Genomic DNA, 24,436 nt, shown 5'->3' with positions numbered 1-24,436 from the left:
ATGCAGCTGCACCGCTTCCATGGAGGCCTGAAACTGGCCGATGAGACCGAGGCCAGTACCGCCGAGCCGGTGCTGGTGATGGGCGTGCCCGCGAAGCTGACGGTACCGCTCGGCCAGCATATCGGCGAGGCGACCGAGGCCTGTGTCCAGGTCGGCGATCACGTAACCAAGGGCCAGCGCATCGGCCAGTCCAAGGGCTACATCGCCGCGCATGTGCACGCGCCCACCTCCGGCAAGGTGGTCGACATCGACCTCTACCCCGTACCCCACCCCTCGGGCCTCAATGCCCCCTGCGTGGTCATCGAACCCGACGGGCGCGACGAATGGGGCGATGCCCGCATGGAGCCCTGGCTGGACTGGGACACCCGCGACCTGCGCGCACTGCGCCAGCGCCTGCGCGCCGGCGGGATCGTCGGGCTGGGCGGCGCGGCCTTCCCCACGGCGGTCAAGCTGAACCCGCGCGCCGGCCAGCGCATCCATACGCTGGTGGTCAACGGGGCGGAATGCGAGCCCTATATCAGTGCCGACGACATGCTGCTGCGTACCGCGCCCGAGGCGGTATTCGAAGGCATCCGGATCACCGCCCGCCTGCTGGGTGTGGAGCGGGTGCTGTTCGCGGTCGAGGACAACATGCCCGAGGCCATGCGGGCACTGACCGAGACCCTGCCGACCGAGCTGCGCGACCTGATCGAGCTGGTGTCGGTCCCTTCGATCTACCCCACGGGTGGCGAACGCCAGCTGATCAAGGTGCTGACCGGCCAGGAGGTCCCGAGCGGCGGGCTGCCCGCGGACCTCGGCATGGTCTGCCACAACCCGGGCACCTTCAAGGCAATCTGCGACACGGTGATCCAGGGCCGCCCGCTACTGTCGCGCATCGTCACTGTCACCGGCCCCGGGGTAAAACACCCGCGCAACGTGGAGGCGCTGCTGGGCACCCCGTTCGCCGACGTGATCGAGGCGGCCGGCGGCTATGCCGAAGGCGTGGACCGGCTGGTCATGGGCGGTCCGATGATGGGCTTCGCGGTCCATGACGACTCCATCCCGGTGATCAAGGCCACCAACTGCCTGCTCGCCACGCGCCCCCAGGATACGCCCTCGCCCGGCCCGGTCATGCCCTGCATCCGCTGCGCCGAGTGCGCGGCCGTCTGCCCGGCGCAGCTGCTCCCGCAGCAACTCTACTGGCAGGCGAAGGCCAAGGACTTCGACGCAATCCAGGACTACGGGCTGTTCGACTGCATCGAATGCGGCTGCTGCGCCTATGTCTGCCCCAGCAACATCCCGCTGGTGCAGTACTACCGCTATGCCAAGAACGAGATCTGGGCGCGGGAGAAGGAACGCCAGAAGTCGGACATCGCGCGCGAGCGCTACGAATTCCGCCAGGAGCGCATCGAGCGCGAGGAGCGCGAGAAGGCCGAACGCCTGGCGAAGAAGAAGGCCGCGCTGAAGAACAAGGAAAGCGACGGCGACAAGCAGGCCGCGATCCAGGCGGCGCTGGAACGCGCACAGAAGAAAAAGGCGGCCCGCGCGGAAGAGCCCGCGCAGGACAGCGATCAGGCGTCCGGCCCGGAGACGAGCGGCGAGGAAACCTCCACGAAAGACAACACCCGGGACGGGGACGACCGCTGATGCGCTTTCGTACGCAATCCTCCCCCCATGTGATCCCGGCGCACTCCGTGGGCGGCGTCATGCGGCAGGTGCTGATGGCGCTGGTGCCCGGCACCCTGGCCATGACCTGGTTCTTCGGCTGGGGCGTGCTGGTCAACGTGCTGCTGGGCGTGCTGTTCGCGGTGGCCTTCGAGGCGGCGATGGTCGCCGCGCGCAAGCGGCCGGTCATGGCCACGCTGGCGGACAACTCCGCGATCGTGACCGGCTGGCTGTTCGCACTGGCGATCCCGCCGCTGGCGCCTTTCTGGGTCACGCTGATCGGCATTGCGTTCGCGATCATCGTCGCCAAGCACCTCTACGGCGGGCTGGGCTACAACCCGTTCAACCCGGCGATGGTCGGCTATGTCGTGGTGCTGGTCTCGTTCCCGCGCGAGATGGCGCTCTGGCCGGCCGCCACCACGCTGCCGGAATCCCCGCTCACCCTCTGGCAGAGCCTGCAGACCGTGCTGACCGGCAGCCTCCCCGGCGCCCAGGAGTGGGACGCCGTCACACGCGCGACACCACTGGACGCCATGCGCGAGGGACTGGTCTCCGGGCGCACGGTGGGCGAGATCACGGCCAGCCCGCTGTTTGGCACCTTCACCGAGACCGGCTGGGAATGGGTCGGCAACTTCTTCCTGCTGGGCGGGCTGTATCTGCTGTTCCGCCGCATCATCCACTGGCACATCCCGGTGGCCGTAATCCTGGGCGTGGCCATCCCGGCCGGCTTCTTCTGGCTGCTGGACCCCGACTCGTTCGCCTCGCCGGCCTTCCACGTGTTCTCCGGGGCGGTCATCATCGGCGCGTTCTTCATCGCCACCGATCCGGTCTCCGCTTCCACCACCCCGCTCGGGCGCATCCTCTACGGGGCCGGGATCGGCGTGCTGATCTTCGTGATCCGCACCTGGGGCGGCTATCCGGATGCGGTGGCCTTCGCCGTACTGCTGATGAACATGGTCGCCCCGACGCTCGACCACCTGACGCGACCGCGCGTCTTCGGGCGCACTCGCGGCGGGCCGCCGCCAGGGGACGGCCATGCTTGACCTGAAGCCGCGCGATATCCTGATCGCCACCGTCCTGCTGGCCGGCTTCGCGGCGGCCGGCGCGGGGCTGGTCGCGCTGGTACAGGAGGGCACGGAGGCACGCATCGCGGACAACCGCATGGAGGTCAACCGCAGCCGCATCGCGGATCTCACAGGGGACCTCGATTATGCGAACGACCCGGTGCACGATACGGCGGCGCTCAGCAGCGACCGGCTGGGCGGGAAGGAGCTGCCCGCCTGGTTCGCCCGCGACGCGGACGACAACGTCATGGGTATCGTGTTCTCGGCCGTGGCACGCGACGGCTACAGCGGTGACATCCATCTGCTGATCGGGGTGGACCGCGACGGCGAACTGCTGGGCGTGCGCGTCTCCAGCCACCGCGAGACACCGGGGCTGGGTGACGCCATCGAGGCCGAACGCTCCGACTGGATCCACGGCTTCGAGGGCCGCTCGCTCAACGACCCCGAGCCCGACAACTGGGCCGTGCGCCGCGATGGCGGCGTGTTCGACCAGTTCACCGGGGCCACCATTACCCCGCGTGCGGTGGTTCGCGCCGTACGCCGCACACTGGAATACTTCGACGACTACCGCGACGACCTGCTCGCGAGCGCGCCGAAGGAAGACGCAGGCGCGATGGTCGAACCCATAGGGAAAGACTGATCCATGTACACGGAACAGGACGACCGATGAACCCGACCCTGACCGATATCATTCGCGACGGCCTGTGGAACAACAACCCGGGCCTGGTCCAGCTGCTCGGCCTGTGCCCGCTGCTGGCAATCTCCGGGACCATGGTCAATGCCATCGGGCTGGGCATCGCGACCACCCTGACGCTGCTGCTGTCGAATGTGCTGGTCTCGACCATCCGCCGCCACGCCCGCCCGGAGATCCGCATCCCGGTCTACGTGCTGATCATCGCCTCCATCGTGACCGCAATCGAACTGGCGATGAATGCCTGGTTCCACGGCCTGTTCCTGATCCTCGGTATCTTCATCCCGCTGATCGTGACCAACTGCGCGATCATCGGCCGCGCGGAGGCCTTCGCCTCGCGCAACTCGGTCCCGCGCGCCGCGCTGGACGGGCTGATGATGGGCCTGGGCTTTACCGGTGTACTGATCGCGCTAGGCGCGCTGCGCGAGATCCTCGGCCAGGGTACGCTGATGGACAACGCCCACCTGCTGTTCGGCGAGTGGGGCCATAACCTGACCATCCAGATCTACCCATCCGAGCACGGCTTCCTGCTCGCCCTGCTCCCGCCGGGCGCGTTCATGGCCATGGGCCTGCTGATCGCCGCCAAGAACTGGATCGACCAGCACACGGCGACCGAGCCGGAACCCACTACGGACGAATCCCGCGCCGAGGCCTCCGAAACCGCCTGATCCCGCGCATCACGCAGAACCCATAACGAAAAACGCCCCGCCGGGGAAATCCGGCGGGGCGGCGACCGTATGGGCGATCAGGCCTTCGTATCGACGTGATTGCCCACGTGGTCGGGCAGGCCCTGGGAGGTCGCCTGCATCTCGCTGATGTTCGGCATGGCCTGCAACAGGCCCTGTGCCGCCATCTCTTCCGATTCCATGGCCTTCTTCTGCACCGCGACGTCCTTTTGCGCGGCAATATTCTGCTGGCTCATCTGCGTGGCCTGGCTGGCAATCGCACTGGCATCCATCGTTCACTCCTGATTCGAATGTGGAGCCGGCCCGCCGGGCATTCGCGATGCGATTTCGGGCCTGACTCCCCTGAAGTGACGACCAGACGCGCGCAGACTTTAGGGTCCGCTGAAAATTTTTTTGACTGCCTCAGCCAGCGTCCCGCGGCAAGCGGGGATGGGCCGCGAACCGCCGCATGACCCCGCGCGCCTCGCGGTCCTCTGCCTCGATCACGAACCCGGCGCGCTCCACCGCCGCCTCGGTGTCGCGGTTCGGGTGGCAGCCGCCGGTCACGCAGGTCCAGGCCGGCTGCACCTGATCCTGCACCCAGGCCAGGCTCGGGCGCCGGTGCCGCACGTGCTCGAGCATGCGCAACTGACCCTCGGCGTGCAACACACGGCGGATCTCCCCCAGTCCCCGGTCCGGATCCTGAACCGAACAGAACACCAGCCCCGAGACGACCGTGTCGAACTGCGCATCGGCAAAGGGCAATGCCTCGGCCCGCGCGACCACAAACAAGGCTTCGGGGACGCGCTTGCGCGCCCGACGCAGGGCCGCCAGATCCGGATCAAGCGCAACGACCTGCGCCGCGTCCGGATAAAGAGGGACATTGCGCCCTGTGCCGCAACCGATCTCGAGCACGCCTCCACGCACCCCCGCGACGAGACGCCGGCGCCAGCCCCGGAACCCAAGCGCGTCCGCCAGCCCCATCAGGGCGTCATAAAGCCAGGGAATCTGTTCCACTCCGCGCATAAGAATCATTGTACGCGGCGCAAAATGTGAACGCGTTGACGTGATACCCGGATCCGAACGGAACCTGTGCATCACACCCCTGTCCATGGAGGCAAGAGCGGATAGAGCGGTTCCTGGCAACGGAAGCCGCAGGTCCGCCGTTCAGACTAGAAGACTCCATCACACGGTTGTCTGAACGTTCGGCCCGGACTCCCACCGGGCCATTTTTTTGCCCGTGTTCCGGGCAAATGCAGCCGGCGGGGTTCAGTCGCGGGAGCTGTGGATCAGATTCAGGAACTCGCGGCGGGTGCGCGCATCCTCGCGGAAGGCACCCAGCATCACCGAGGTCGCCATCGACGAGTGCTGCTTTTCCACCCCGCGCATGGTCATGCACATGTGCTTGGCATCCACCACTACACCCACACCCTTGGCATTGGTGACCTGCATCAGGGCCTCGGCAATCTGTCGCGTCAGGTTTTCCTGGATCTGCAGACGCGCGGCGTACATATCGACAATCCGCGCAATCTTGGACAACCCGATCACCTTGCCATTGGGCAGATAGGCGACATGCACCTTGCCGATGATCGGCAGCAGATGATGCTCGCACAGCGAATACAGCTCGATGTCGCGCAGCAGCACCATCTCGTCATTGTCGGAACTGAACAACGCCCCATTGACGATGGTGTCGAGGTCCTGGTGATACCCGCGGGTCAAGTACTGCATCGCCTTGGCCGCCCGCATCGGCGTATCCAGCAGGCCCTCCCGGTTCGGGTCTTCGTTCAGGCCGGCGAGGATCTCGCGGTAATGACGGGCCAGCGCTTCGGGGGCCGGCAGCGGACGCCCGTCGGCACTGCTGGCCTCGGGCTCATCCACGGTTCGGGGATCTGCTTGCATGGATAGGTCCTTGTTGTGTGCCATCTTCGGCGTTCCTTGGGGGCGCAGGCGTGTCAGCCCGCCATAATAACGGCCAGTCCGGAGGCCAGCGACACGATGGCCCCCGCTGTCAGCGCCATGCGCAGACCCATATAGCCGCGCGGCAGACACCTGCCGCGCAGGCTCAGGCGATCCACCCAGAGCACGCCCAGAAACAGGGCGGCCAGGGTCATCAGCGCCTCGGGCAGGGGCTGCAGCAACGCCAGCCAGGCAAGGATCGCCGGTACCACCGCCCACACGGGTGCCGACAGGGGCCCCACCCGGTGGCCGCGATCCGCCAGATAAAGCCCCCAGTGGATGGCCCCCAGGAACGACAGGATCACCGCACCATAAAACGCCAGGGCCTCCAGCGCGAAAACCTGCCATTCCGGCTGGGCCATCCAGGCGCCGAAGCCCAGCGCCACAAAGGGGATCAGACCACCGTATCCAAGCACCTGGAGCACCGGCGCCGAACCTTCCGCGGCCTGCTGCGATGACGGTACCGCTTCGGCCACGCCATGCCGCCCCCGGCTGGCGCCGGCCGTGACCGCCCGCGCGCCCAGATACTCGCGCAACTCGGGGAGCCCTCCGACCGGCCCGTCCCGCGCCACGAAAAACGGCAGCACATCGGCCCCTGTCGCCTGCTGCAGGACGTGGAACTGCTCGCGGTTGTGCGCGGATCCCATCCCCCACTCCAGACGCACCCATTGACCGGGCAGCATCGCATCCAGCAGGGCCTCGGCCTCGCGCACGTCGGACAACCCGGAGGTGATCGCCACGACCTCGTGCTCCTCCAGTGCCTCGCGTAGCTCCCTGGGCCAGCTGCTCATGCCCTGTGCGGTGTCGTTCATAGCGCGGCCTCAATCGCGGCGCGCAGGCGCCGGTCCTCGGGTGTCACTCGCGTGCCGAACGAGGCCAGCACCTCGCCGTCACGCCCGATCAGGTACTTGTGAAAATTCCAGGACGGAAACTCGCCGGCGGCCGTCCCCAGGTAGTGATAAAGCGTGCCGGGCACCGCGTGACGCCGCGAGGCGTGCACCTTCTCGTACATCGGGAACTGGATCCCGTAATTGGACCGGCAGAACTCGGCGATATCCGCCTCGTCCTCGTACTCCTGCCCGGCAAAGTCACCGGAGGGGAAACCGACCACGTGGAACCCCCGATCCCGCAGCTCTGCATCCAGCGCCTCCAGACCCTCGTACTGAGGCGTAAAGCCACACTGGCTGGCCGTATTGACCACCAGCAGCACCTGCCCGGCATGGCGATCGCAAAGGCGCACCGGCTCCGAGGCCGCCAATGGGCGCAGCTCGAAGTCCAGACTGGCGGGGCATGACGCCCCAGCCTCGCCCGCCGCCACGTGGGACCACACACCAGCCCAGACCAGCAACACCACTCCCAGCAACCGACTACCTGAACGCATCGTCACACCCTCCACGTCCGGGGCCCTTGAGCCCCACCGTACGCACTAATCAGGACCGCCACCATTTACAGGCATTGTACAGGTACTGTATAAGGTGTACATCACCCCCCTTGAACGAACCGGAGTCGCCGCCATGAGTACCTCTCGCATCGCCGTAATCGGCGGCGGCATCGCCGGGCTGGCCAGCAGCTGGATCCTGCAGTCGCGCCACCCGGTATGCCTGTTCGAGGCGGCCCCGGAACTGGGAGGCCACGCGCACACCATCGAGGTATCCGATCCCGAGGGCCCTGCCCGGATCGACACCGGTTTCGTGGTGTACAACGAGCGCAACTATCCGCTGCTGACCCGGCTGTTCAGCGACCTGGACGTGCCAACCCAGCCCACTGACATGTCGTTCTCCTGTTCCCGCCAGCCCCATGGTGTGGAGTACGCCGGCAGCGACCTGAACACCCTGTTCGCCCAGCGGCGCAACCTTCTCAGCCCCCGTTTTCTGCGCATGGGAGCCGACATCCTCCGCTTCAACCGCCTGGGCCACCGGCTGTTCGAGCGCGGCGAGGTCCCGGCGGGCACCCTGAATCGTTTCCTGTCGCGGCACCGTTTCGGCCGGGGCTTCATCGAGGACTACCTGCTGCCGATGGCCGCCGCGATCTGGTCCGCGCCGCCGGAATCCATCCGCGAATTCCCGGCCGCAAGCTTCCTGCGTTTCTTTCGCAACCACGGGCTGCTGGACCTGCGCAACCGCCCGCAGTGGCGCACCGTGCGCGGGGGCAGCCGCGAATACGTGCAACGCCTGGCGGCGCAGCTCGAGCCACGCAGCGTGGTCCACGAGGCCGTCCGCGCCGTGATTCCCGAAGACGGACAGTGGCGCGTGCTGACCGCGGAACGCTCCGAGGGATTCGATCAGGTCGTCTTTGCCTGTCATGCCAACGACGCCCGCCGCCTCCTGGGGCGGGCCATGCCCTCGCTCGACCGCCTGCTGGCAGACTGCCGCTTCCAGGAGAACCGCGCGGTCGTCCATACCGACCCGGCCCTGATGCCCCGCTCGCGCCGAGTCTGGTCCTCCTGGAACTACCTGAGCGGGCGCACCACACAGCCCGGCGAACGGGTCTCGGTTTCCTACTGGATGAACCGCCTGCATGAACTGCAACGCCGCCGCGACTACGTGATCAGTCTGAACCCCTGGCGCGAGCCCCACCCCACCACGGTGCTCGGCGAGCACCTGTGGGAACACCCGGTGATGGATGCCCCCGCCGAGACCGCTCGCCAGCGTCTGATGGATCGCCAGGGACAGGACGGGCTCTATTTCGCCGGGGCCTGGATGGGCGACGGTTTCCACGAGGACGGCCTGCGCTCCGCCGTCACCATCGGCGAGGCGATGGGCATCGCACCTCCATGGCATTCCGCGCCTGCGGCACCGGCCACCGCCAAACCTGCTGCGATGCCCGAAGGCCCGAAGCCGATCAACGGGGGCGGGGCAACGCCGGCCGCGGCACCCGCCGCACGACCCGAGGATATCTGAGGCACCGGCATGGATGCGGCCCTGGTCTACACATCGGTCATGCATCAGCGCATCGCGCCGCCGGCGTACCGCTTTCGCTATCCGGTCATCGCCGCGCTGTACGACATCGATCGGCTGGACGCCACCGCGGCGCGCTGCCGGCTTTTCTCGCTGGACCGTTTCAACCTGTTCAGCCTGCATACCCGCGACCATGGTCCCCGCGATGGACGCCCCTGGCGGCCCTGGATCGAGTCCTCTCTCGCCGAGCACGGCATCGAGCTCGCGGGCGGCGCGATCCACCTGCTCGCGATGCCGCGCGTATTCGGACACGCGTTCAATCCGCTCAGCGTCTGGTTCGCCTATCACGCGGATGGCGGGTTGCGCGGCGTACTGCTGGAAGTCCGCAACACCTTCGGCGAGCACCACCACTACCTGCTGCACGAAGACGGTCGCGCCATGACCACGCCGGTACGCCAGGAGAAGGACAAGGCCTTTCACGTGTCCCCGTTCATCGACATGGATGCGCGTTACGCCTTCGCCATCTCGCCCGCGCGGCTCGAACGCGGCGCCAGGGTGCGGCTGGCAATCCGCGAGACCCGGGCGGGTTCGCCGTTCCTGGTCGCGACCCAGCACGGCCGCCTTCGCAACTTCAGCGACCGAACGCTGCTGGCCGCGCTGCTTCACCAGCCCTGGATGACCCTCAAGATCCTGCCGCTGATCCACTGGCAGGCGCTCAAGATCTGGCTGCGTGGCGGGCGCTATCACTCGCGCCCCGCGCCGCCGCAACAGGAGATACACTGATGTCCGCCGAACAAGGAAGCGCGACCACCGAGTTCGCCACCCGCCGGCACTGGGCCCTGCAGCTGATCGCCCGGACCCTGCGCGGTCTCGAACAGGGACAACTGACGCTGGTCGGCCCTCGCGGGGAACGGGAGGTCGTGCGGGGCCCGCGCCCCGACCGCGAAGCCATCTGGCACCTCAAGCGGCCCTGGCGAGCGCTGCTGCGCATCCTGCGCCACGGGGATCTCGGCTTTGCCGAGGGCTACATCGCCGGCGACTGGGGCACGCCGGACCTGAAGGGCCTGCTGCACCTGGCCACCGACAACGAGGCCGCACTGGCCGATCTCGCGGCCCGCCCCGTGATCCAGCGCCAGTTCGACGCCCTGCGCCACTGGTGGCACCGCAACAGTCGCCGCGGCAGTCGCGCCAACATCCGCTTCCACTACGATCTCGGCAACGACTTCTACCGGCTCTGGCTGGATCCGGGCATGACCTACTCCGCGGGCCTGTTCAGCCAGGGCGACGAGGCACTCGAGAGCGCCCAGCAGCGCAAGTACGAGCGGCTACTGGAGCAACTCGATGCCGCCCCGGGCGCGCACATCCTCGAGATCGGATGCGGCTGGGGCGGCTTTGCCGAACTGGCCGCGCGACGGGGCCATCGCGTCACGGCCATTACCCTGTCGCAGGAACAGCTCGACTATGCACGCGAGCGGATCGAACGCGCCGGCGTCGCCGACCGTGTCGAGCTGCGCCTGCAGGACTACCGGGATCTGCGCGGCCAGTTCGATCACGTCGTCTCGATCGAGATGTTCGAGGCAGTCGGCCAGCAATGGTGGCCGAGCTTCTTCGAGACCGTTCGCACCTGCCTGCGCCCCGGCGGGCGCGCCGCATTGCAGGTCATCACCATCGACGAGGGCGCGTTCGAGTATTACCGCAACAATGCCGATTTCATCCAGCTCTATGTCTTCCCGGGCGGCATGCTGCCCTCGGTCCCCCGCTTCAACGAGGCGGCGCGCAGAGCGGGCCTCGCGATCGGCGATCAGCGGTTCTTCGGCCTGGACTATGCCGAGACCCTGCGCCGCTGGGATCGCCAAGTGCGCCAGGCAGAACCGGTCATCGAGGCACTGGGATACACCCCCGAGTTCCTGCGCATGTGGCGCTACTACCTTGCCTACTGCGAGGTGGGCTTCGAGCAGCAGCGGGTCGACCTCATGCAGGTCGTTCTGCGGCATCACGGCCACTGAACATCGCGCCCCACTTGAACGGCTAATCGTCCAATCATCGTTCGATCTTTCCCCACCGATGAGCGAAATTTGGTACTCAATCACTAGTTTCTTGGGACGCAATTCACAGGACGGTTCCAGAGTCGTGAACTAGAATCCGAATTTCCGGCTTCGCGCAAACCGGCGCTTGCTCAACAACAATCCCGAATGGTTGGGGAGGTCACCATGCAACATCGCATTCAGTTCCGGGAGGCCAGCTGGCCCGCAGACGCCGAAGCGATCTCCGCAGTACGTCGCGAGGTCTTTATCGAGGAACAAGGTGTCCCAAAGGCCCTGGAGTTCGACGGACTGGATGCAACCGCATTGCACTGGCTGGCCATCGGCCCCGGTGGCGAACCGATCGGCACCCTCCGCATGCTGCCCTCCGGCCAGATCGGGCGCATGGCCGTACGCGAGCCCTGGCGCGGCCACGGGATCGGCTCGCGCCTGCTCGACTACGCCGTCGAGGCGGCCATACGACACGGCTGGCGCGAGGTCTGGCTGAACGCCCAGAACACCCGCCTGGGCTTCTACGCCCAGCACGATTTCTTCATCATCTCCGACACCTTCGAGGACGCCGGCATCCCCCACCGTCGCATGCTCCGCCGCATCCGCCAGCCCCTGGCCCAGGCCCGGGCCGGTTAACAGGCGGGCTTTCAAGCCCGCCTGGTCAGTGCGTCCGTCAGGCAAGCCGCCTTGCCCTGCACCCCAACGCGAGCCCTTGAATGAACAAGCGCCCCCTCGGCATGCAATGGCCAGGGGAAACACCGCATCGTGTCTCCAATCGTGCCGCGATGGTCGCTCGTTTCTCGACATGCACCCCGGGCTAGATGCGTGAAGGGCACTAGTTGCCTATGCTGAGTAGAGACCCTGCCCGGAGGCGACTGCATGGCCGAACCGACCACCGATCCCGTAATAGAAGATGCGGCTGCCCTGCTGGGGGAACTGCTCGACCAGACCCGGCGGCGCTTCTGGCTCCATGCGCGCGTGGAGCTGCTGGCGGAGTTCCGCGCGTTGGAGCTGGGCTCGCACCTGGCCAACATCGCCCAGCGCCACCGCCACACCGATATCCGCATCCTGGTCGATGACGATCTGGCGCTGCGCGAGCGCATCCCGGGACTGGTGGAGAGCATCAAGCGCCTGCCCACCGCCGTGACCGTGCGACGGCTGGATGCCGCCGAGGAGAGCCCCCTCACGCTGACCGCGATCGCGGATCACAGCGGCTGGATGCAGCTGACTCAGGCCGGCGGGCAACGGATCCTTCGCGGGAACGTCGATGATCGCGCGGGCACCCAACGAGCCGCCCTGGATTTCGAGGCGAACTGGAGTCTAAGCGATGAAGCGATCGTACTGCGCCGGCTCATGGTCTAGACGCCACACCCTGCGCATTCTGGCGGGGAGCCTGCTGCTGGCCGGAGCCTCGGCACCCGCCCTGGCCCGTGACCCGCAGGCCGATGTGGCTGTGCTCCCCCTGCAGAACAGACCGGCCGCCGAAATCCTGCCCGAGCTACAGGGCCTGTTCGGGAATGCAGCCACGCTGCGCGCCGATGGCTTCCGCCTCCTGGTACGCGCCGACGCGCGGACCCTCGAACAGATCCGAGAAGTCGTGGCCGAGCTCGACCACAGCACCCAGGATCTTGTCCTGTCGGTACGCCGAAGCAGCGAGCGCCCGCGCCAGGAAACCGAAGCAGGGATCGACATCGAATCCGGCCCGGACGGGACCCAGGCCCGCGGTACCGCCCGGCGCTGGACCACCGCCCCCCGCGACGACCAGACCCAGCAGATCCGCCTGCGCGAAGGCACCGAGGCCGTGATCCTGGTCGGCGAGACCGAGGCCCACGGCTTCCGCGTATTCGCCGGTCGCGCCGGCTTCGGCATGGAACCGGTTTTCCGCGACACCGGCCGCGGATTCCGCGTGCAGCCCCAAGCCCAGCCGGACGGTCGCATCCGCGTGGATATCTATCAGCTCCACGAACAACCGCCCGCCGCCACCCTGGGCCGCGTGGAACGCCAGTTCGTCGAGTCCTCCATCACCATCGAGCCCGGCACATGGCACGACCTCGCCGGGGTCGGCCGCACCATCGACCTCGAGGAACGCGGCATTGCCTCCCGTCGCACCACCCGCGAACGCGACGCCCTGTCCCTTCAGATACGAGTCGACCCTGTCGACTGAGCACCCCCCAAGGGACGCCGAGCCTTCGATGGCGCACGGGTCCCGCACGCTGCCCCCAACGCCCACTGACCGCCATACCGGAAACCGCGCAGCGGTTATCCGGGATCTCTCCACTAGCGAGTAAACTCACCGTTTGCCAGTCGCGATGCCGGGGATCCCGGCTCTCCGCTTCGCTGGGGCCGGGATGACGAAGAGCGACCGTCCCCGCAGCGATGACAGGGACCCGATGCGTTGAGCGGGAATGCCAATGTTGACTGGGGACCCGTACAACACCCGAGAACGCCAGACACAAAAAAGCCCCAAACGGGGCCGAAGGTCGTGCATAAAAAACGGGGCCCCTGGGGGCCCCGTAAAACAAGCTTGATGCTTGTTGTTATACCGCTTGTAAGCAGTGCTCGGGCTTAGAAGGACACCCGAAGACCAGCACCCACGCCGGTGAAGGAGGTGGAGCTACCGGCATCACCGGTGAACACACCGCCGTCGATGCTACGGGTCATAGCCGGGCTATCGTTGTCATAGTCGGAGTACGACACGCCAGCGAAGCCCATCACACGGTTGCTGAAGTTGTGCTTGACAGCGATCGCGGCGTAGTCAATGTTGCCGTCACCGCCCACATCGTTGCTGTTACGGGTATGACCCAGGTTCAGCACGAAGTCGTTACGGCCCATCGTGTAGGTACCCGACAGGAAGTAGGTGTTTCCATCAAGCCAGTTGTTGCCAGCGGCGTCGTCTGCCTTGAAGTCGGTCACTTCGCCAACCAGACGGAACGGACCGGTGCTCCAGTCCACACCGACCTTGGTGGCACGGAAATCACCACCGAGAGACGCACGGTAGTCATTCGCGTGGTTATGGGCGATGTAAAGTTCAACCGGATCCAGGTCGAAGTTCAGGCGACCGGCCAGAGCACTGTTGCTGTCGTCGGTGTTGTCGACAAACGCGCCAACATTGAGGCTGACAATGCCGAAGCTGTTGCTGTACGCGATCCCTTCATTCAGGTAGGAACCTTCACCCAGGCCACCAAAGGTCTGCGGGTTCAGGCGGCCACCGTTGGTACGGGCCTGCATGAAGGTCGCGTTCAGCGGGTCCTTGCCGGCGGTCACGTACGGAGAAGCCATGCGGCCAGCCTGGATGCGGCCGAAGTCGCCTTCGAGGCCGACGAACTGGTCACGGGCGCCACGGTTCATGCCTTGGCGGGTGTCGACGTCCTGCTCGACCTTGAGGAAGGCCTTCATGCCGTTGCCCAGGTCATGGCTAGCCATCACACCGATGCGGTTCGGATTGGCGCCAAACAGACGACCTTCCGGCGAACCACCGACAAAGCCACCGTCGTGCATACGGAAGCCGGAATCGAGGTCGCCACCGCTGTGGTGGACGATCTGCGTCTGCAGCTGGCCGAACAGGGTGACGTTGGAGTCCGCGGCGGCGAAGGCCGGGACCGCGAAGGCGCCGGCAACGGCGACTGCGAGAATCTGTTTTTTCATGTTGCGTATCTCCCAGGAGAATTGGTGTGTTTCTACGCCTGCATTCGCTGGGCGTATCCCGCGAATGACAGGTGTTTTATATACACCACGGTGTCGCATTTCAACCCCTTGTGGCGAAAAAATGTCGACGCCGTTGGAAGTTTGCCCCGCAGCAACCCGAAAAAGGCCATGGAGACGCGCGCAAGACGGGGCAACATGGTGCCGCAACCCCCTGAATAGACGAGAGAACGAGAACCCTCGCGGCGACCACTCCAGTGTGACCCGTACCCCATATAAGCTAGATCTTATGTTGTAGAAACGTACGCGATCAGGCGGGTTCGGGGATGAGATACGGCAGTCAAGACAGCGTTGCAGATGTGCAACAAAGGAAAGGTGGACGGCCAGGTCGGTGCTTTTGTTGCGGAAAGCCGACAGTTGCAGCGGTCCGGAAGCGGGGCGGATGCAGAGGGGGTGACCGGAGGCGTAGGAGGCCAGCCCTCTGGCCGATTGGGCATTGGCCGGACCCCCAATCGGCCAGAGGGCTGGCCTCCTACAGGGGTCGGGCCAGGGCTACGGGGCTAGTCGAGGCCGAAGGCGCGCAGGGCCAGGCGGCGCTTGATGGGGGCGGCCTGGTCGACCAGGCGCAGGCCGAGGCCGCGCAGTTCGGGGAGCCCGGCGGCCTGGGTGCCGAACAGGAGCTTGAAGCCGTCCATCGCGCGTTGCATGAGGGCGTTTTCCGGGCGGCGGGCGCGGGTGTAGGCGCGCAGGACGGTCTCGGCGCCCGGGTCGCGGCGGGCGGGGCCGCGCAGCCCGTCGACCAGTTTGCGGGCGTCGGCCAGACCCAGGTTCAGGCCCTGCCCCGCCAGCGGGTGGATGGTGTGGGCGGCGTCGCCGGCCAGTACCACGCGTCCCGAGTGGTAGGTTTTGGCGTGGCGCGCGGTGAGCGGGAAGCTGGCGCGCGGGGACGTGGCGGTAATCGCGCCCAGGCAGCCATCGGTCTCCTGTTCAAGCGTCGCACAAAAGGCGGCGTCGTCCAGGGCCAGGGTGTCTTCGGCGGCCGGCCACTCCGGCTGCGACCAGACGATGGAGCAGCGCCCGTCCGCCAGCGGCAGGAGCGCGATAATGCGGTCCTCGACGAAGCGCTGCCAGGCGGTGTCCTGGTGCGGGTGCTCGGTGGTGATGGTCGCGACGATGCCGCTCGCGTCGTAGTCGTGGCCGGTAAACGGGATACCGACGTAGTCGCGGACATGGGAACGCGCCCCGTCGGCCGCGACCAGCAGGCGGGCCGAGGCGATCGGCTGTCGGTGATCGGCGTACACATCGACCCGATCCGGGCGGCGATCGAGGGCTTTCCATTCGGTCTGCGGATACAGGGCAACGCCCGCGGCCTCGAGTTCGGCCCAGAGCACCGACTCGAGCGCGGCGAGCTCGACCGTCCAGCCGAGCGCGGGTACGCCCAGCGCATCGGCCTCGAAGCGGATATGGCCGGGGCCGGTCGCATCCCAGACGTACATACCAGAGAACGCATGGGCGCGGCGCTGCTCCAGCGCCTCGCGCACACCCAGTTCGCCGAGAAAGGCCATGGAGGCGGAGTTGAGCGTGGCGACCCGTGTGACCGGCGTCGTCTCCGGATCGAACTGGGGTGCGGCGTTGCGTTCCAGCACGCCGACCCGCAGGCCCTGCCGCGCGGCGCCCAGGGCAATCGCCCCGCCGACGGCGCCCGCGCCCACGACCAGCACGTCCAGCGTTTCGTTGTGGGCGTCTTTCGTCATGGCGTGCCCTGCCCGGCTGCGGGTAGATGGGCGAGCGTGTGGCGCGGAAGCGGACCCAGCCCCATTGCGGAGCGGGCCAGCATATCGCGCGCCGGGCGCAGGCGATCGACCGCCATCATGCCAGCCCCCAGCCCGTGGCCGCGCAACCCGGCGGCATGCAGCAGGCCCCGGGCGAGGAAATCGGTGGCCGCGACCACGCTGCCCACATCCTGTCGCCGATCTTTCGCATAGGCCTCCAGCACCGCCGCCGCACCCGGGTCGGCGGCAAACGTCGGGGTTCCATCCGCCTGCCGCCCCGTGCGCAGCGCACCGAGCAGGCCCGCCACGTCGCGCAGCGACAAGTTGAGCCCCTGCCCCGCGACTGGATGCACGGAGTGCGCGGCATTGCCCAGCAGCAGCGCACGCTCGGCGACCGGCTCCGGGGCGTGGACGCGCTCCAGCGGGAAACGCACGACCGGCCCCGCCGGACGCAGACGCCCGAGGGTCCAGCCGAAGCGGGCCTGTAGCTCGCGCCGGCGCTCGGCCTCGTTCCTCTCCAGGCGCTGCTCGCAGGTCTGCGGCGGCGCCACCCAGACGACGTTCATGCGGCCATCGGCCTGCGGCAGCAGGGCCAGCGGGCCCTCGTCGGTGAAGCGCTCGAAGGCCTGGCCGTTGTGCGGGCGGTCCGGGCGTACGTCGAACACCAAAGCATCGGCGTCGTAGCGCAGTCGCTGCACCGGCAGGCCCAGGGCCTTGCGGGTCGGGGAGCTCACGCCATCTGCGGCGAGGATCAGCCGGGCGGACCAAGCCGCCTCGCCCTTTGCTCCCTGGATGTGCAGTGTCCGCCGGTCGCCCTCGGCCGGATCGAGGCCGGCCAGGGTCGAGTCGTAGTGCAGGTCCACACCGGCCGCGCGGCAGGCCTCGTTCAGCATCGGGTCGAGGGCGGCGGCCGGGACGACCTGGCCGAGCGCAGCGCGGCCGTGGTCGCGCGCGTTCAGGTGGACCCGCCCCAGCCCGCCGCGGCGGCTGACCACGATGGAACGTATAGGGGTGGCCTGTTCGGCCACGGAGGACCAGTAGCCGAGGTCGTCCAGCAGCTGGACGGAGCCGGCGGCCAGGGCATAGCCGCGGGTATCGGGGCGCGTGGTACCAGCGTTCGGCGCAGCGCCCCGCTCGAACAGGGCCACGGAGTAGCCGGCCCGCGAGAGCGTCGCGGCCGCCAGGCTACCGACCGGCCCGCCGCCGATGATGGCGATGTCGGGGGTTTGGGTGCTCATCTCAGCCCAACACCCTGTCTTTGCGCGGCAGTTCGCGGGCAAGCCCGCTCCCACAAAGCTCGCTCCCACAAGGACCGGTCCCGCAGCGCCTTCGTAGGATGCGGATGAGCGCAGCGAATCGCATCAGGGGTGTGGGCGCCGGCCGGGGATCGGTGCGCTTCGTTGTTCGCGGGCAAGCCCGCTCCCACAAGGCCCGCTCCTACAAGGTCGGTTCCCACAGGGAGGTGGTCCGGTGCCGGGTATTGATGATGGTGCATGGTCAGGTCCAGCCCGGGAGGTTGCCGGCCGTGCAGGCTTCGATGTCGGCGGGGGTCTTGGGGCAGGCGGCGGTCAGGACTTCGTGTCCGTCGCGGGTGACGGCGACGTCGTCCTCGATGCGGATGCCGATGCCGCGCAGGGCCTTTGGGGCCTCGGAGTACGGGCCGAAGTAGAGCCCCGGCTCCACGGTGGTCACCATGCCCGGCTCCAGCAGGCGCCAGGCGTCGCCTACCCGGTAGTCGCCGACGTCGTGCACATCCAGACCCAGCCAGTGTCCGGTGCGGTGCATATAGAAAGGCCGGTAGGCGTGGTCCTTGAGCAGCTTGTCGAGCCGGCCCTTGAGCACGCCCAGCTCCTTGAGCCCGCGGGTCAGCTCGCGCACCGCGGCGTCGTGCGGGTCGTTCCAGTGGTTGCCGGGGCGGGTCTGCTCGATGGCCGCGTGCTGGGCGGCCAGTACGCACTCGTAGACCTCGCGCTGGGTGTCGCTGAAGCGCCCGGAGACCGGGAAGGTGCGGGTGATGTCGGAGGCGTAGCCCTGCACCTCGCAGCCGGCGTCGATCAGCAGCAGGTCGCCGTCGTTCAGGACATCGCGATTCTCGATGTAGTGCAGGATGCAGCCGTTCTCGCCACCACCGACGATCGAGGGATACGCCGGCTCGGTGCCATGGCGGTGGAATTCGTGCAGCAGTTCGGCCTCGACCATGAACTCGGTCACGCCCGGGCGGGCCGCCTGCATCGCGCGGATGTGGGCCTGGCAGGAGATTGCGGCCGCGTGGCGCATCATGCGCAGCTCCGGGGCCTTCTTGAACAGGCGCTGTTCGTGCACATAGTGCTCGACCGCGACATATTCATGCGGGGCCCGCACGCCGTTGCGCGCCTTCGCGCGGACCTGGTTGACCCAGCCGAACAGCCGCTGGTCCAGCGCCTCGTCGCGCCCGAACGGGGCGCACAGCACGCGCCGGTTCTCCATCAGGCCCGGCAGGATCTCGTCGATGTCCTCGATCGGGAACGCGCACTCCGCGCCGTACTGCTCCATCGCCCCGTCCGGTCCGGCGCGCCGCCCCTGCCAGGTCTCCTGCTTGGGGTCGCGGTCGCGGCAGAACAGGATGTACTCCCCGGCCGCGCGTCCGGGGACGAACACGGCGACCGCATCCGGCTCCGGGAAGCCCGTCAGATAGAGGAAGTCACTGTTCTGGCGAAACGGGTAGTCGACATCGCGATTGCGTACCTGCTCGTGCGCCGCGGGCACCACGATGATCGAGTCGCCCCCCACGCCGCGCATCAGGCGCTGACGCCGCCGGGCGAACTCGGCCAGGGTGATGGTCGGGGTCTTGCCGGGCAGCGGGGGGCGCGTGGGGGCATTCATTGCATCGGGATCCGTTTCGGGTCGTCCGGGGCGAGCTCGTCGGCGATCAGCAATACACCGACGCGCACGTATTCGTTGAGTTCCTCGAAGGCGGCGGCGTTGTCTTCGTCGTCCTCCGGCTCCAGCTCGATGCGCGCGATCTCGGCGAAGTCGCGCAGGATCTCGCTGGCCTCGGCCGAGGGCTTCATCTGCTGCAGCCGGGGCATCTGCCCGAAGCCGGAGATAAAGCCGTCGACCCACTCGGACAGGGCCTGGGCCCGCGCCTCGATCGGCTCGTCCTCCGGCAGCAGCGGCCCGAAGCCGAGCTCGACATCGTACAGCTGCGCCAGCAATGCCCGCCGGATCGCCTCCACCGTCGCGCGGAAGTCGTCCGGCGCGGCGTCAGTCAACGGCAGCGCCTCGCCCAGGCTTTGTTCCAGCGCCTCGACATCCGCGCCGGGGTCCGCGACCACGCAGCCGGTGAACAGCCCGTGGGCGGAGGCCGGGGTCTGCGCGAAGCCCATGCGGCGCAGGCCGTGGGCGAGCTGCTCCGCCAGGGCAGTTGGATCGGACTCGAGGCCGCCGCGCGCCTTGGTCGATTCGCCAGTGGGGGCAGCCATCAGAAGGACTCCAGACGGGCTTCGTACGGAAACAGCAGGAAGCGGTAGAGGTCGTCACCCACCTGCAGGTGGGTGAACTGCGGCTCGCCCAGCTTGATTGCGCTGGATCCGGTGGCCGACAGCGCATTCAGGCCGAAGCGCTTCTCCGCGATCAGGTCCGCCAGCAACTGCTCCAGCTCCGCACGCGGGATCGCCCCCGTGTTGTCCACGATGCGGCAGGGCTTGCCGTTGTGGGCGGTACCCTCGATCACGGTGGCCTGCGGGTCGGGTTCGGGGGGCTGGGTCATGGGCGCGGCGGTTCCTGGGCAAACGAGATAAAGCCTATTGTGACCAGCCCGGTGCACGAGCCGCAACAATGCGTCGTGTCCACGCATATTTCGCCGCTTCTCCACCGATGGGCACGTGTGGCAATAGTGAAGGCGCTCCCGCAAAAAGGTCACACAAGTTGACGATTTGCGGGGGGGCCTCCTAGACTCCATGGACTGCGTCGCGCGCCGTGCGCGGTCGCCTTCACCGAACCGGGGCCTGTCGCCATGTCGTCCGAGGATTCCAGCCACGATCCCGTCGAGCGCCTCGAGACCGCGATTACGCGGCTGCTCGATGAACATGCCGCCCTGCGCGAAGAGAACCATCTGCTGCACGAGCAGATTCGTCAGCTGAAAAGCGAGCGCGCGGCCTTCAAGGAACGCAACGAACAGGCCCGGCACCGGGTCGAGACGATGATCGCCCGCCTGCGGTCGATGGAGCACAGCGAATGAGCCAGTCCGAACCCGTACGCGTCTCGATCCTGGGCAAGGAATACCAGATCGCCTGCCCGCCCGAGGAGCGCGCCGACCTGTTCGCCTCCGCCTCCCTGATCGACGAGCGCATGCGCGAACTGCGCGACACCGGCCGCGTGGTCGGCGCCGAGCGCATTGCCGTGATGGTGGCGCTGAACCTCGCCCACGAGATGCTCGACTGCAAGGAACAGCTCAAGCGCGCCGAACAGACCGGCCCGGCCCGCATCACCGCGATTGCCGACCGCATCGAGCAGTCGCTGGGCACGCCCCGCTCCTGAAGTTCGCGGCCAAGGCCGCTCCCACAGCGCCGTAGGATGGGATGAGCCAAGCGAATCCCATCAAGGGTTCCCACGGCGTCGGGCATGGTGCGTTTCGCGGTGCTCAACCGCACCCTACTCCCGCCCCCCGCTCCGTAGGATGGGATGAGCCAGGCGAATCCCATCAAGGGTTCCCACGGCGCGGGGCATGGTGCGTTTCGCGGTGCTCAACCGCACCCTACTCCTGCCCCCACCCCGCGCCGTAGGATGGGATGAGCCAGGCGAATCCCATCAAGGGTTCCCACGGCGTCGGGCATGGTGCGTTTCGCGATGCTCAACCGCACCCTACGTCAGGTAGCGTTCACGCCCCAGACGGAGGCACGTCTCTACGGCCGATAGATATCCACCCCGGACGGCGGATCGAAGGTAAACGCAGCCTCGTCGACCGGGGCATTGCGCTCGCTTTGCTCGAAGAGAATCTCGGTCTCCTGACCAAAGATGTCGCGGAAGGCCATGCGGGTCAGGTCGCCATCCGGCGTCAGGTCCAGCTCGAGATGCGTAAAGTCCGCCTGCTCGTTGCGCGGGATCAGCAGCAGGCGCAGGGCCGAGGCATCGTCCACCGGCAACACATCCATGCGGAAGTGTTCGTCCAGCCGCTCCGGCTGGGTGATGGCCGCGATCGGTGTCGCATCGAAGGCATCCCCCAGCGGGCGCACGGTCGCCTGTGCCAGGTCCGGGTCATAGGTCCACAGGTCCTCGCCATCGGAGACAATCGTCTGCGGGAAGGGCTCGGTCACCTCCCAGCGCAGGCGGTTGGGCATGCCCAGTTGCATCGAACCATCCGACTCCTGCAGCACATAGCCCGTCTCGTCGCGCACCGTCTGCGTGAATTCGGCGGTGAAGGTCTCCAGCCCCTCGACAAAACGGTCCAGCGCCGCGCGCGCATCCGGCGCAGGGCCGCGCTCGGCCGCCACTACGGGGCCGGATGCCAGGAAGGCCACAGCCACGAGGGCCATCGCCAGACGCGGAAGGAAACGAGTGTTCATGCGGACTCCAGTTGCATGTTTACGACGATCCTGCGCCCGGGCGCATTAACCGGGCGTGAATGCCACCACAGAAAGAGCGAGCTAGATCACAGGATCCAGTAGATGGACCCGGCCGAGCGTCAGTCGTTCGGCCCCGGGACCAGGACCTCGCGATTGCCATTGGACTGCACCGGGCTCACCAGTCCGGCGGCCTCCATGTCCTCGACCATGCGCGCGGCGCGGTTGTAGCCGATCTTCAAGCGGCGCTGGATGAACGAGATCGAGGCCTTGCGCGTCTCGATCACGATCTGCACGGCCTGGTCGTAGAGCGGGTCGGTCTCCGCCTCGCCCTCGCCCGGCGCCTCCAGCCCCGGGATCGCGGCGGCCCCGGCCTCCGGCTCGTCGAGGATCGCCTCGTTGTAGTCCGGTTCGCCGGTGGATTTCAGGTACTCCACCACCTGGTGAACCTCGTTGTCACCAACGAAGGCACCATGCACGCGCTCCGGCATCGCCTTGCCCGGCGGCAGGTAGAGCATGTCGCCGTGGCCCAGCAGGTGCTCGGCCCCCATCTGGTCGAGGATGGTGCGCGAGTCCACCCGCGAGGACACCTGGAAGGCAATGCGGCTGGGGATGTTCGCCTTGATCAGGCCGGTGATCACATCCACCGACGGGCGCTGGGTAGCCAGGATCAGGTGGATGCCGGCGGCGCGCGCCTTCTGCGCCAGACGCGCGATCAGCTCCTCCACCTTCTTGCCCACCACCATCATCATGTCGGCGAACTCGTCGACCACGATCACGATGAACGGCAACGGCTCCAGATCCGGCGCCCCGGTCTCGGTCAGCGCCTCTTCCGGCTTGAACAGCGGGTCCTTCAGCGGTTCGCCGGCGGCCTCGGCATCGCGCACCTTCTTGTTGAAGCCGCCGATGTTGCGCACGCCCATCGCCGACATCAGCTTGTAGCGCCGCTCCATCTCCGCCACCGCCCAGCGCAGGGCGTTAGAGGCATCCTTCATGTCGGTGACCACCGGGCACAGCAGATGCGGGATCCCCTCGTACACCGACAGCTCCAGCATCTTCGGGTCGATCAGGATCAGGCGCACGTCGTCCGGCGTGGACTTGTACAGCAGCGACAGCAGCATCGCGTTCACGCCGACCGACTTCCCGGAGCCGGTCGTCCCGGCCACCAGCAGGTGCGGCATCTTCGCCAGATCCGCCATCACCGGGCCGCCACCGATGTCCTTGCCGAGCGCCATGGTCAGCGGCGACTTGTTCGAGTCGAACAGCTCCGAGCGCAGGATCTCCGACAGGGCCACGATCTCGCGGTTCTCGTTGGGGATCTCCAGGCCCACGGTGGACTTGCCCGGGATCACCTCGACGATGCGCACCGCCATCACCGACAGCGAGCGCGCCAAATCAGTGGACAGCCCGGAGATGCGCGAGGCCTTGACCCCGGCCGCCGGCTGCAACTCGAAGCGCGTGATCACCGGGCCCGGCTGCACCGCGACCACCTCGACCTCCACGCCAAAGTCCTTCAGCTTCAGCTCGACCAGGCGCGACAGGGCCTGCAACGACTCCTCCGAAAAGCCATCCGGCGGGGGCGGCGGCTCGTCCAGCAGGGACAGCGGTGGACGCGGATCGGCCCCGGACCCTTCGGTGAACAGCGGGACCTGCTTTTCCTTCTGTACGCGCGGGCTGGGCGCGGGCGCCTCGATGCGCGGCTCCACACGCGAGGGCGCGCGCTTCTCGGTGCGCTTGCGCTCCTTTTCCACCCGCGTCTCGCGTTCGGCGCGTTCGCGCGCGCCGATGCGGCGGTCCCGGGCCGAATCCAGCTGGGCGCGCAGGCGCTCGAAGCCACGAATCGTCAACTGACCCAGTCGATCCATCAGCAGGAACCAGGACAGCCCGGTAAACAGCGTCACACCCGCCAGGAACAGCGCCAGCAGCACCAGCGTCGCCCCGACCAGGCTCAGCCCGGCCACGGCCCAGCCGGCGAACAGGTCTCCGAGGATGCCGCCCGCGTGCACCGGCATCCCGCCGGGAAGCAGGTGCAGCGCGGCCAGCGCCGCGCCCGAGATCAGTGCCACGATCAGCGCGACCCCGCGCACCGTCAGCTCCATCGGGCTGGCGATCCGCGCCTCGCGGCGATGCCGGAACAGCCACCAGCCGATGCCGCCGACCGCCAGCGGGATCAGATAGGCCAGATAGCCCAGCAGGTGAAACGCGATATCCGCAAACCAGGCGCCAGTGGTGCCGCCGAGGTTGCGCAGGCTCTCGCCATCGCCGGTGGTGGACCAGGCCGCATCGCCCGGGTGATAGCTGACCAGGGCGACCAGCAGATAAAGTGCCAGCATGCCGAAGATCAGCAACGCACCCTCGCGCAGCCCGCGCAGCAGCTGCCCGCTCAGGCTCGGTGCCGCGGCCGGCTCTGCCGTCTTCCTGCCCTTGCCCCCGGATTTGGCCTTGCTTGCGGCCATGCGCTCCCCATCGTGTTCGGCCCGCGACGCGGGCATTGCGAATCATCGCGCAGTTTACCGGTTAAGACGGCGTTCG

General features: G+C 67.5%; 25 protein-coding genes. 12 read left to right on the top strand and 13 right to left on the bottom strand.

Annotated elements, in window-relative coordinates; genetic code table 11:
• The 4 genes from rsxC to C995_RS0104275 are packed head-to-tail and all read left to right on the top strand — an operon-like array spanning window position 1 to window position 4,067.
• Entirely contained in the window at window positions 1-1,626 is a 1,626-nt protein-coding gene (rsxC, locus tag C995_RS0104290) for an electron transport complex subunit RsxC (protein WP_018863761.1), read from the top strand.
• Window positions 1,626-2,687: an electron transport complex subunit RsxD gene (gene rsxD / locus C995_RS0104285; protein ID WP_018863760.1), complete on the top strand. Its 1,062-nt coding sequence runs from the start codon at window positions 1,626-1,628 to the stop codon at window positions 2,685-2,687. The genes rsxC and rsxD overlap by 1 nt, the downstream gene beginning before the upstream one ends.
• Complete coding sequence (gene rsxG, locus C995_RS0104280) at window positions 2,680-3,348, top strand: electron transport complex subunit RsxG (protein ID WP_018863759.1); 669 nt, start codon at window positions 2,680-2,682, stop codon at window positions 3,346-3,348. Before rsxD ends, rsxG begins: the two co-directional genes overlap by 8 nt.
• Window positions 3,349-3,374: 26 nt before the next feature.
• Window positions 3,375-4,067 (top strand): electron transport complex subunit E, encoded by a 693-nt coding sequence (locus tag C995_RS0104275; RefSeq protein ID WP_018863758.1) that lies wholly within the window; start codon window positions 3,375-3,377, stop codon window positions 4,065-4,067.
• A 77-nt stretch (window positions 4,068-4,144) separates the two neighbouring features.
• Here C995_RS0104275 and C995_RS0104270 read toward each other — a convergent pair whose 3' ends face one another.
• From C995_RS0104270 to C995_RS0104250, 5 genes are all read right to left on the bottom strand, one after another.
• A complete protein-coding gene (locus C995_RS0104270) occupies window positions 4,145-4,357 on the bottom strand; it encodes a YjfB family protein (protein WP_018863757.1) in 213 nt (70 codons plus the stop codon).
• Between the two features lie 130 nt (window positions 4,358-4,487).
• Window positions 4,488-5,090: a class I SAM-dependent methyltransferase gene (locus C995_RS0104265; protein ID WP_018863756.1), complete on the bottom strand. Its 603-nt coding sequence runs from the start codon at window positions 5,088-5,090 to the stop codon at window positions 4,488-4,490.
• A gap of 243 nt (window positions 5,091-5,333) precedes the next feature.
• Entirely contained in the window at window positions 5,334-5,987 is a 654-nt protein-coding gene (gene folE, locus C995_RS0104260) for a GTP cyclohydrolase I FolE (protein WP_018863755.1), read from the bottom strand.
• 29 nt (window positions 5,988-6,016) lie between these two features.
• Window positions 6,017-6,832, bottom strand: coding sequence for a DUF3429 domain-containing protein (locus C995_RS0104255; protein ID WP_018863754.1), 816 nt, complete (start codon window positions 6,830-6,832; stop codon window positions 6,017-6,019).
• Window positions 6,829-7,287, bottom strand: a complete 459-nt coding sequence (locus C995_RS0104250; protein WP_196800085.1) for a glutathione peroxidase — start codon at window positions 7,285-7,287, stop codon at window positions 6,829-6,831. Before C995_RS0104250 ends, C995_RS0104255 begins: the two co-directional genes overlap by 4 nt.
• Window positions 7,288-7,534: 247 nt before the next feature.
• Here C995_RS0104250 and C995_RS0104245 point away from each other — a divergent pair, with 247 nt between their 5' ends.
• The 6 genes from C995_RS0104245 (at window position 7,535) to C995_RS0104220 (ending at window position 13,114) form a co-directional block, all read left to right on the top strand.
• Window positions 7,535-8,920 carry an NAD(P)/FAD-dependent oxidoreductase gene (locus tag C995_RS0104245; RefSeq protein WP_018863752.1) on the top strand — a complete coding sequence of 462 codons (1,386 nt, stop codon included), beginning with the start codon at window positions 7,535-7,537 and terminating at the stop codon, window positions 8,918-8,920.
• 9 nt (window positions 8,921-8,929) lie between these two features.
• Window positions 8,930-9,700: a DUF1365 domain-containing protein gene (locus C995_RS0104240; RefSeq protein WP_018863751.1), complete on the top strand. Its 771-nt coding sequence runs from the start codon at window positions 8,930-8,932 to the stop codon at window positions 9,698-9,700.
• Window positions 9,700-10,923 (top strand): cyclopropane-fatty-acyl-phospholipid synthase family protein, encoded by a 1,224-nt coding sequence (locus C995_RS0104235; RefSeq protein WP_018863750.1) that lies wholly within the window; start codon window positions 9,700-9,702, stop codon window positions 10,921-10,923. Before C995_RS0104240 ends, C995_RS0104235 begins: the two co-directional genes overlap by 1 nt.
• Window positions 10,924-11,127: 204 nt before the next feature.
• Complete coding sequence (locus tag C995_RS0104230) at window positions 11,128-11,586, top strand: GNAT family N-acetyltransferase (protein WP_018863749.1); 459 nt, start codon at window positions 11,128-11,130, stop codon at window positions 11,584-11,586.
• A gap of 243 nt (window positions 11,587-11,829) precedes the next feature.
• Window positions 11,830-12,312, top strand: coding sequence for a hypothetical protein (locus C995_RS0104225; protein WP_018863748.1), 483 nt, complete (start codon window positions 11,830-11,832; stop codon window positions 12,310-12,312).
• A gap of 61 nt (window positions 12,313-12,373) precedes the next feature.
• Complete coding sequence (locus tag C995_RS0104220; RefSeq protein WP_026278938.1) at window positions 12,374-13,114, top strand: secretin N-terminal domain-containing protein; 741 nt, start codon at window positions 12,374-12,376, stop codon at window positions 13,112-13,114.
• Between the two features lie 401 nt (window positions 13,115-13,515).
• On the opposite strand, the gene C995_RS0104215 is transcribed toward C995_RS0104220, so the two are convergent.
• The 6 genes from C995_RS0104215 to C995_RS0104190 form a co-directional block, all read right to left on the bottom strand.
• Window positions 13,516-14,595: a porin gene (locus tag C995_RS0104215; protein ID WP_018863746.1), complete on the bottom strand. Its 1,080-nt coding sequence runs from the start codon at window positions 14,593-14,595 to the stop codon at window positions 13,516-13,518.
• A 557-nt stretch (window positions 14,596-15,152) separates the two neighbouring features.
• Complete coding sequence (locus C995_RS0104210; RefSeq protein WP_018863745.1) at window positions 15,153-16,346, bottom strand: FAD-dependent monooxygenase; 1,194 nt, start codon at window positions 16,344-16,346, stop codon at window positions 15,153-15,155.
• Complete coding sequence (locus C995_RS0104205) at window positions 16,343-17,602, bottom strand: FAD-dependent oxidoreductase (protein WP_018863744.1); 1,260 nt, start codon at window positions 17,600-17,602, stop codon at window positions 16,343-16,345. Before C995_RS0104205 ends, C995_RS0104210 begins: the two co-directional genes overlap by 4 nt.
• A gap of 259 nt (window positions 17,603-17,861) precedes the next feature.
• The gene (gene pepP / locus C995_RS0104200) at window positions 17,862-19,226 is read right to left on the bottom strand and encodes a Xaa-Pro aminopeptidase (protein ID WP_018863743.1); all 1,365 of its coding nucleotides are present in this window, start codon (window positions 19,224-19,226) and stop codon (window positions 17,862-17,864) included.
• Window positions 19,223-19,825, bottom strand: a complete 603-nt coding sequence (locus tag C995_RS0104195; protein ID WP_018138364.1) for a UPF0149 family protein — start codon at window positions 19,823-19,825, stop codon at window positions 19,223-19,225. Before C995_RS0104195 ends, pepP begins: the two co-directional genes overlap by 4 nt.
• Window positions 19,825-20,112 carry a hypothetical protein gene (locus C995_RS0104190; protein ID WP_018863742.1) on the bottom strand — a complete coding sequence of 96 codons (288 nt, stop codon included), beginning with the start codon at window positions 20,110-20,112 and terminating at the stop codon, window positions 19,825-19,827. Before C995_RS0104190 ends, C995_RS0104195 begins: the two co-directional genes overlap by 1 nt.
• A gap of 246 nt (window positions 20,113-20,358) precedes the next feature.
• Here C995_RS0104190 and zapB point away from each other — a divergent pair, with 246 nt between their 5' ends.
• Window positions 20,359-20,583 carry a cell division protein ZapB gene (gene zapB / locus C995_RS0104185; protein WP_018863741.1) on the top strand — a complete coding sequence of 75 codons (225 nt, stop codon included), beginning with the start codon at window positions 20,359-20,361 and terminating at the stop codon, window positions 20,581-20,583.
• On the top strand, window positions 20,580-20,882 hold the full coding sequence (locus C995_RS0104180) for a cell division protein ZapA (protein ID WP_018863740.1): 303 nt from the start codon (window positions 20,580-20,582) through the stop codon (window positions 20,880-20,882). Before zapB ends, C995_RS0104180 begins: the two co-directional genes overlap by 4 nt.
• Window positions 20,883-21,247: 365 nt before the next feature.
• Here the strand turns inward: C995_RS0104180 and lolA are convergent, their stop codons facing one another.
• Both lolA and C995_RS0104170 read right to left on the bottom strand, forming a co-directional pair.
• The gene (gene lolA, locus C995_RS0104175) at window positions 21,248-21,907 is read right to left on the bottom strand and encodes an outer membrane lipoprotein chaperone LolA (protein ID WP_018863739.1); all 660 of its coding nucleotides are present in this window, start codon (window positions 21,905-21,907) and stop codon (window positions 21,248-21,250) included.
• A 119-nt stretch (window positions 21,908-22,026) separates the two neighbouring features.
• Window positions 22,027-24,396 carry a DNA translocase FtsK gene (locus C995_RS0104170; RefSeq protein ID WP_018863738.1) on the bottom strand — a complete coding sequence of 790 codons (2,370 nt, stop codon included), beginning with the start codon at window positions 24,394-24,396 and terminating at the stop codon, window positions 22,027-22,029.
• Between the last annotated feature and the right edge of the window lie 40 nt (window positions 24,397-24,436).

This window comes from Thioalkalivibrio sp. ARh3, from assembly GCF_000377265.1.
GTDB classification, from domain to species: domain Bacteria; phylum Pseudomonadota; class Gammaproteobacteria; order Ectothiorhodospirales; family Ectothiorhodospiraceae; genus Thioalkalivibrio; species Thioalkalivibrio thiocyanoxidans.
This window is presented reverse-complemented; position numbering and strand designations above follow the sequence as displayed.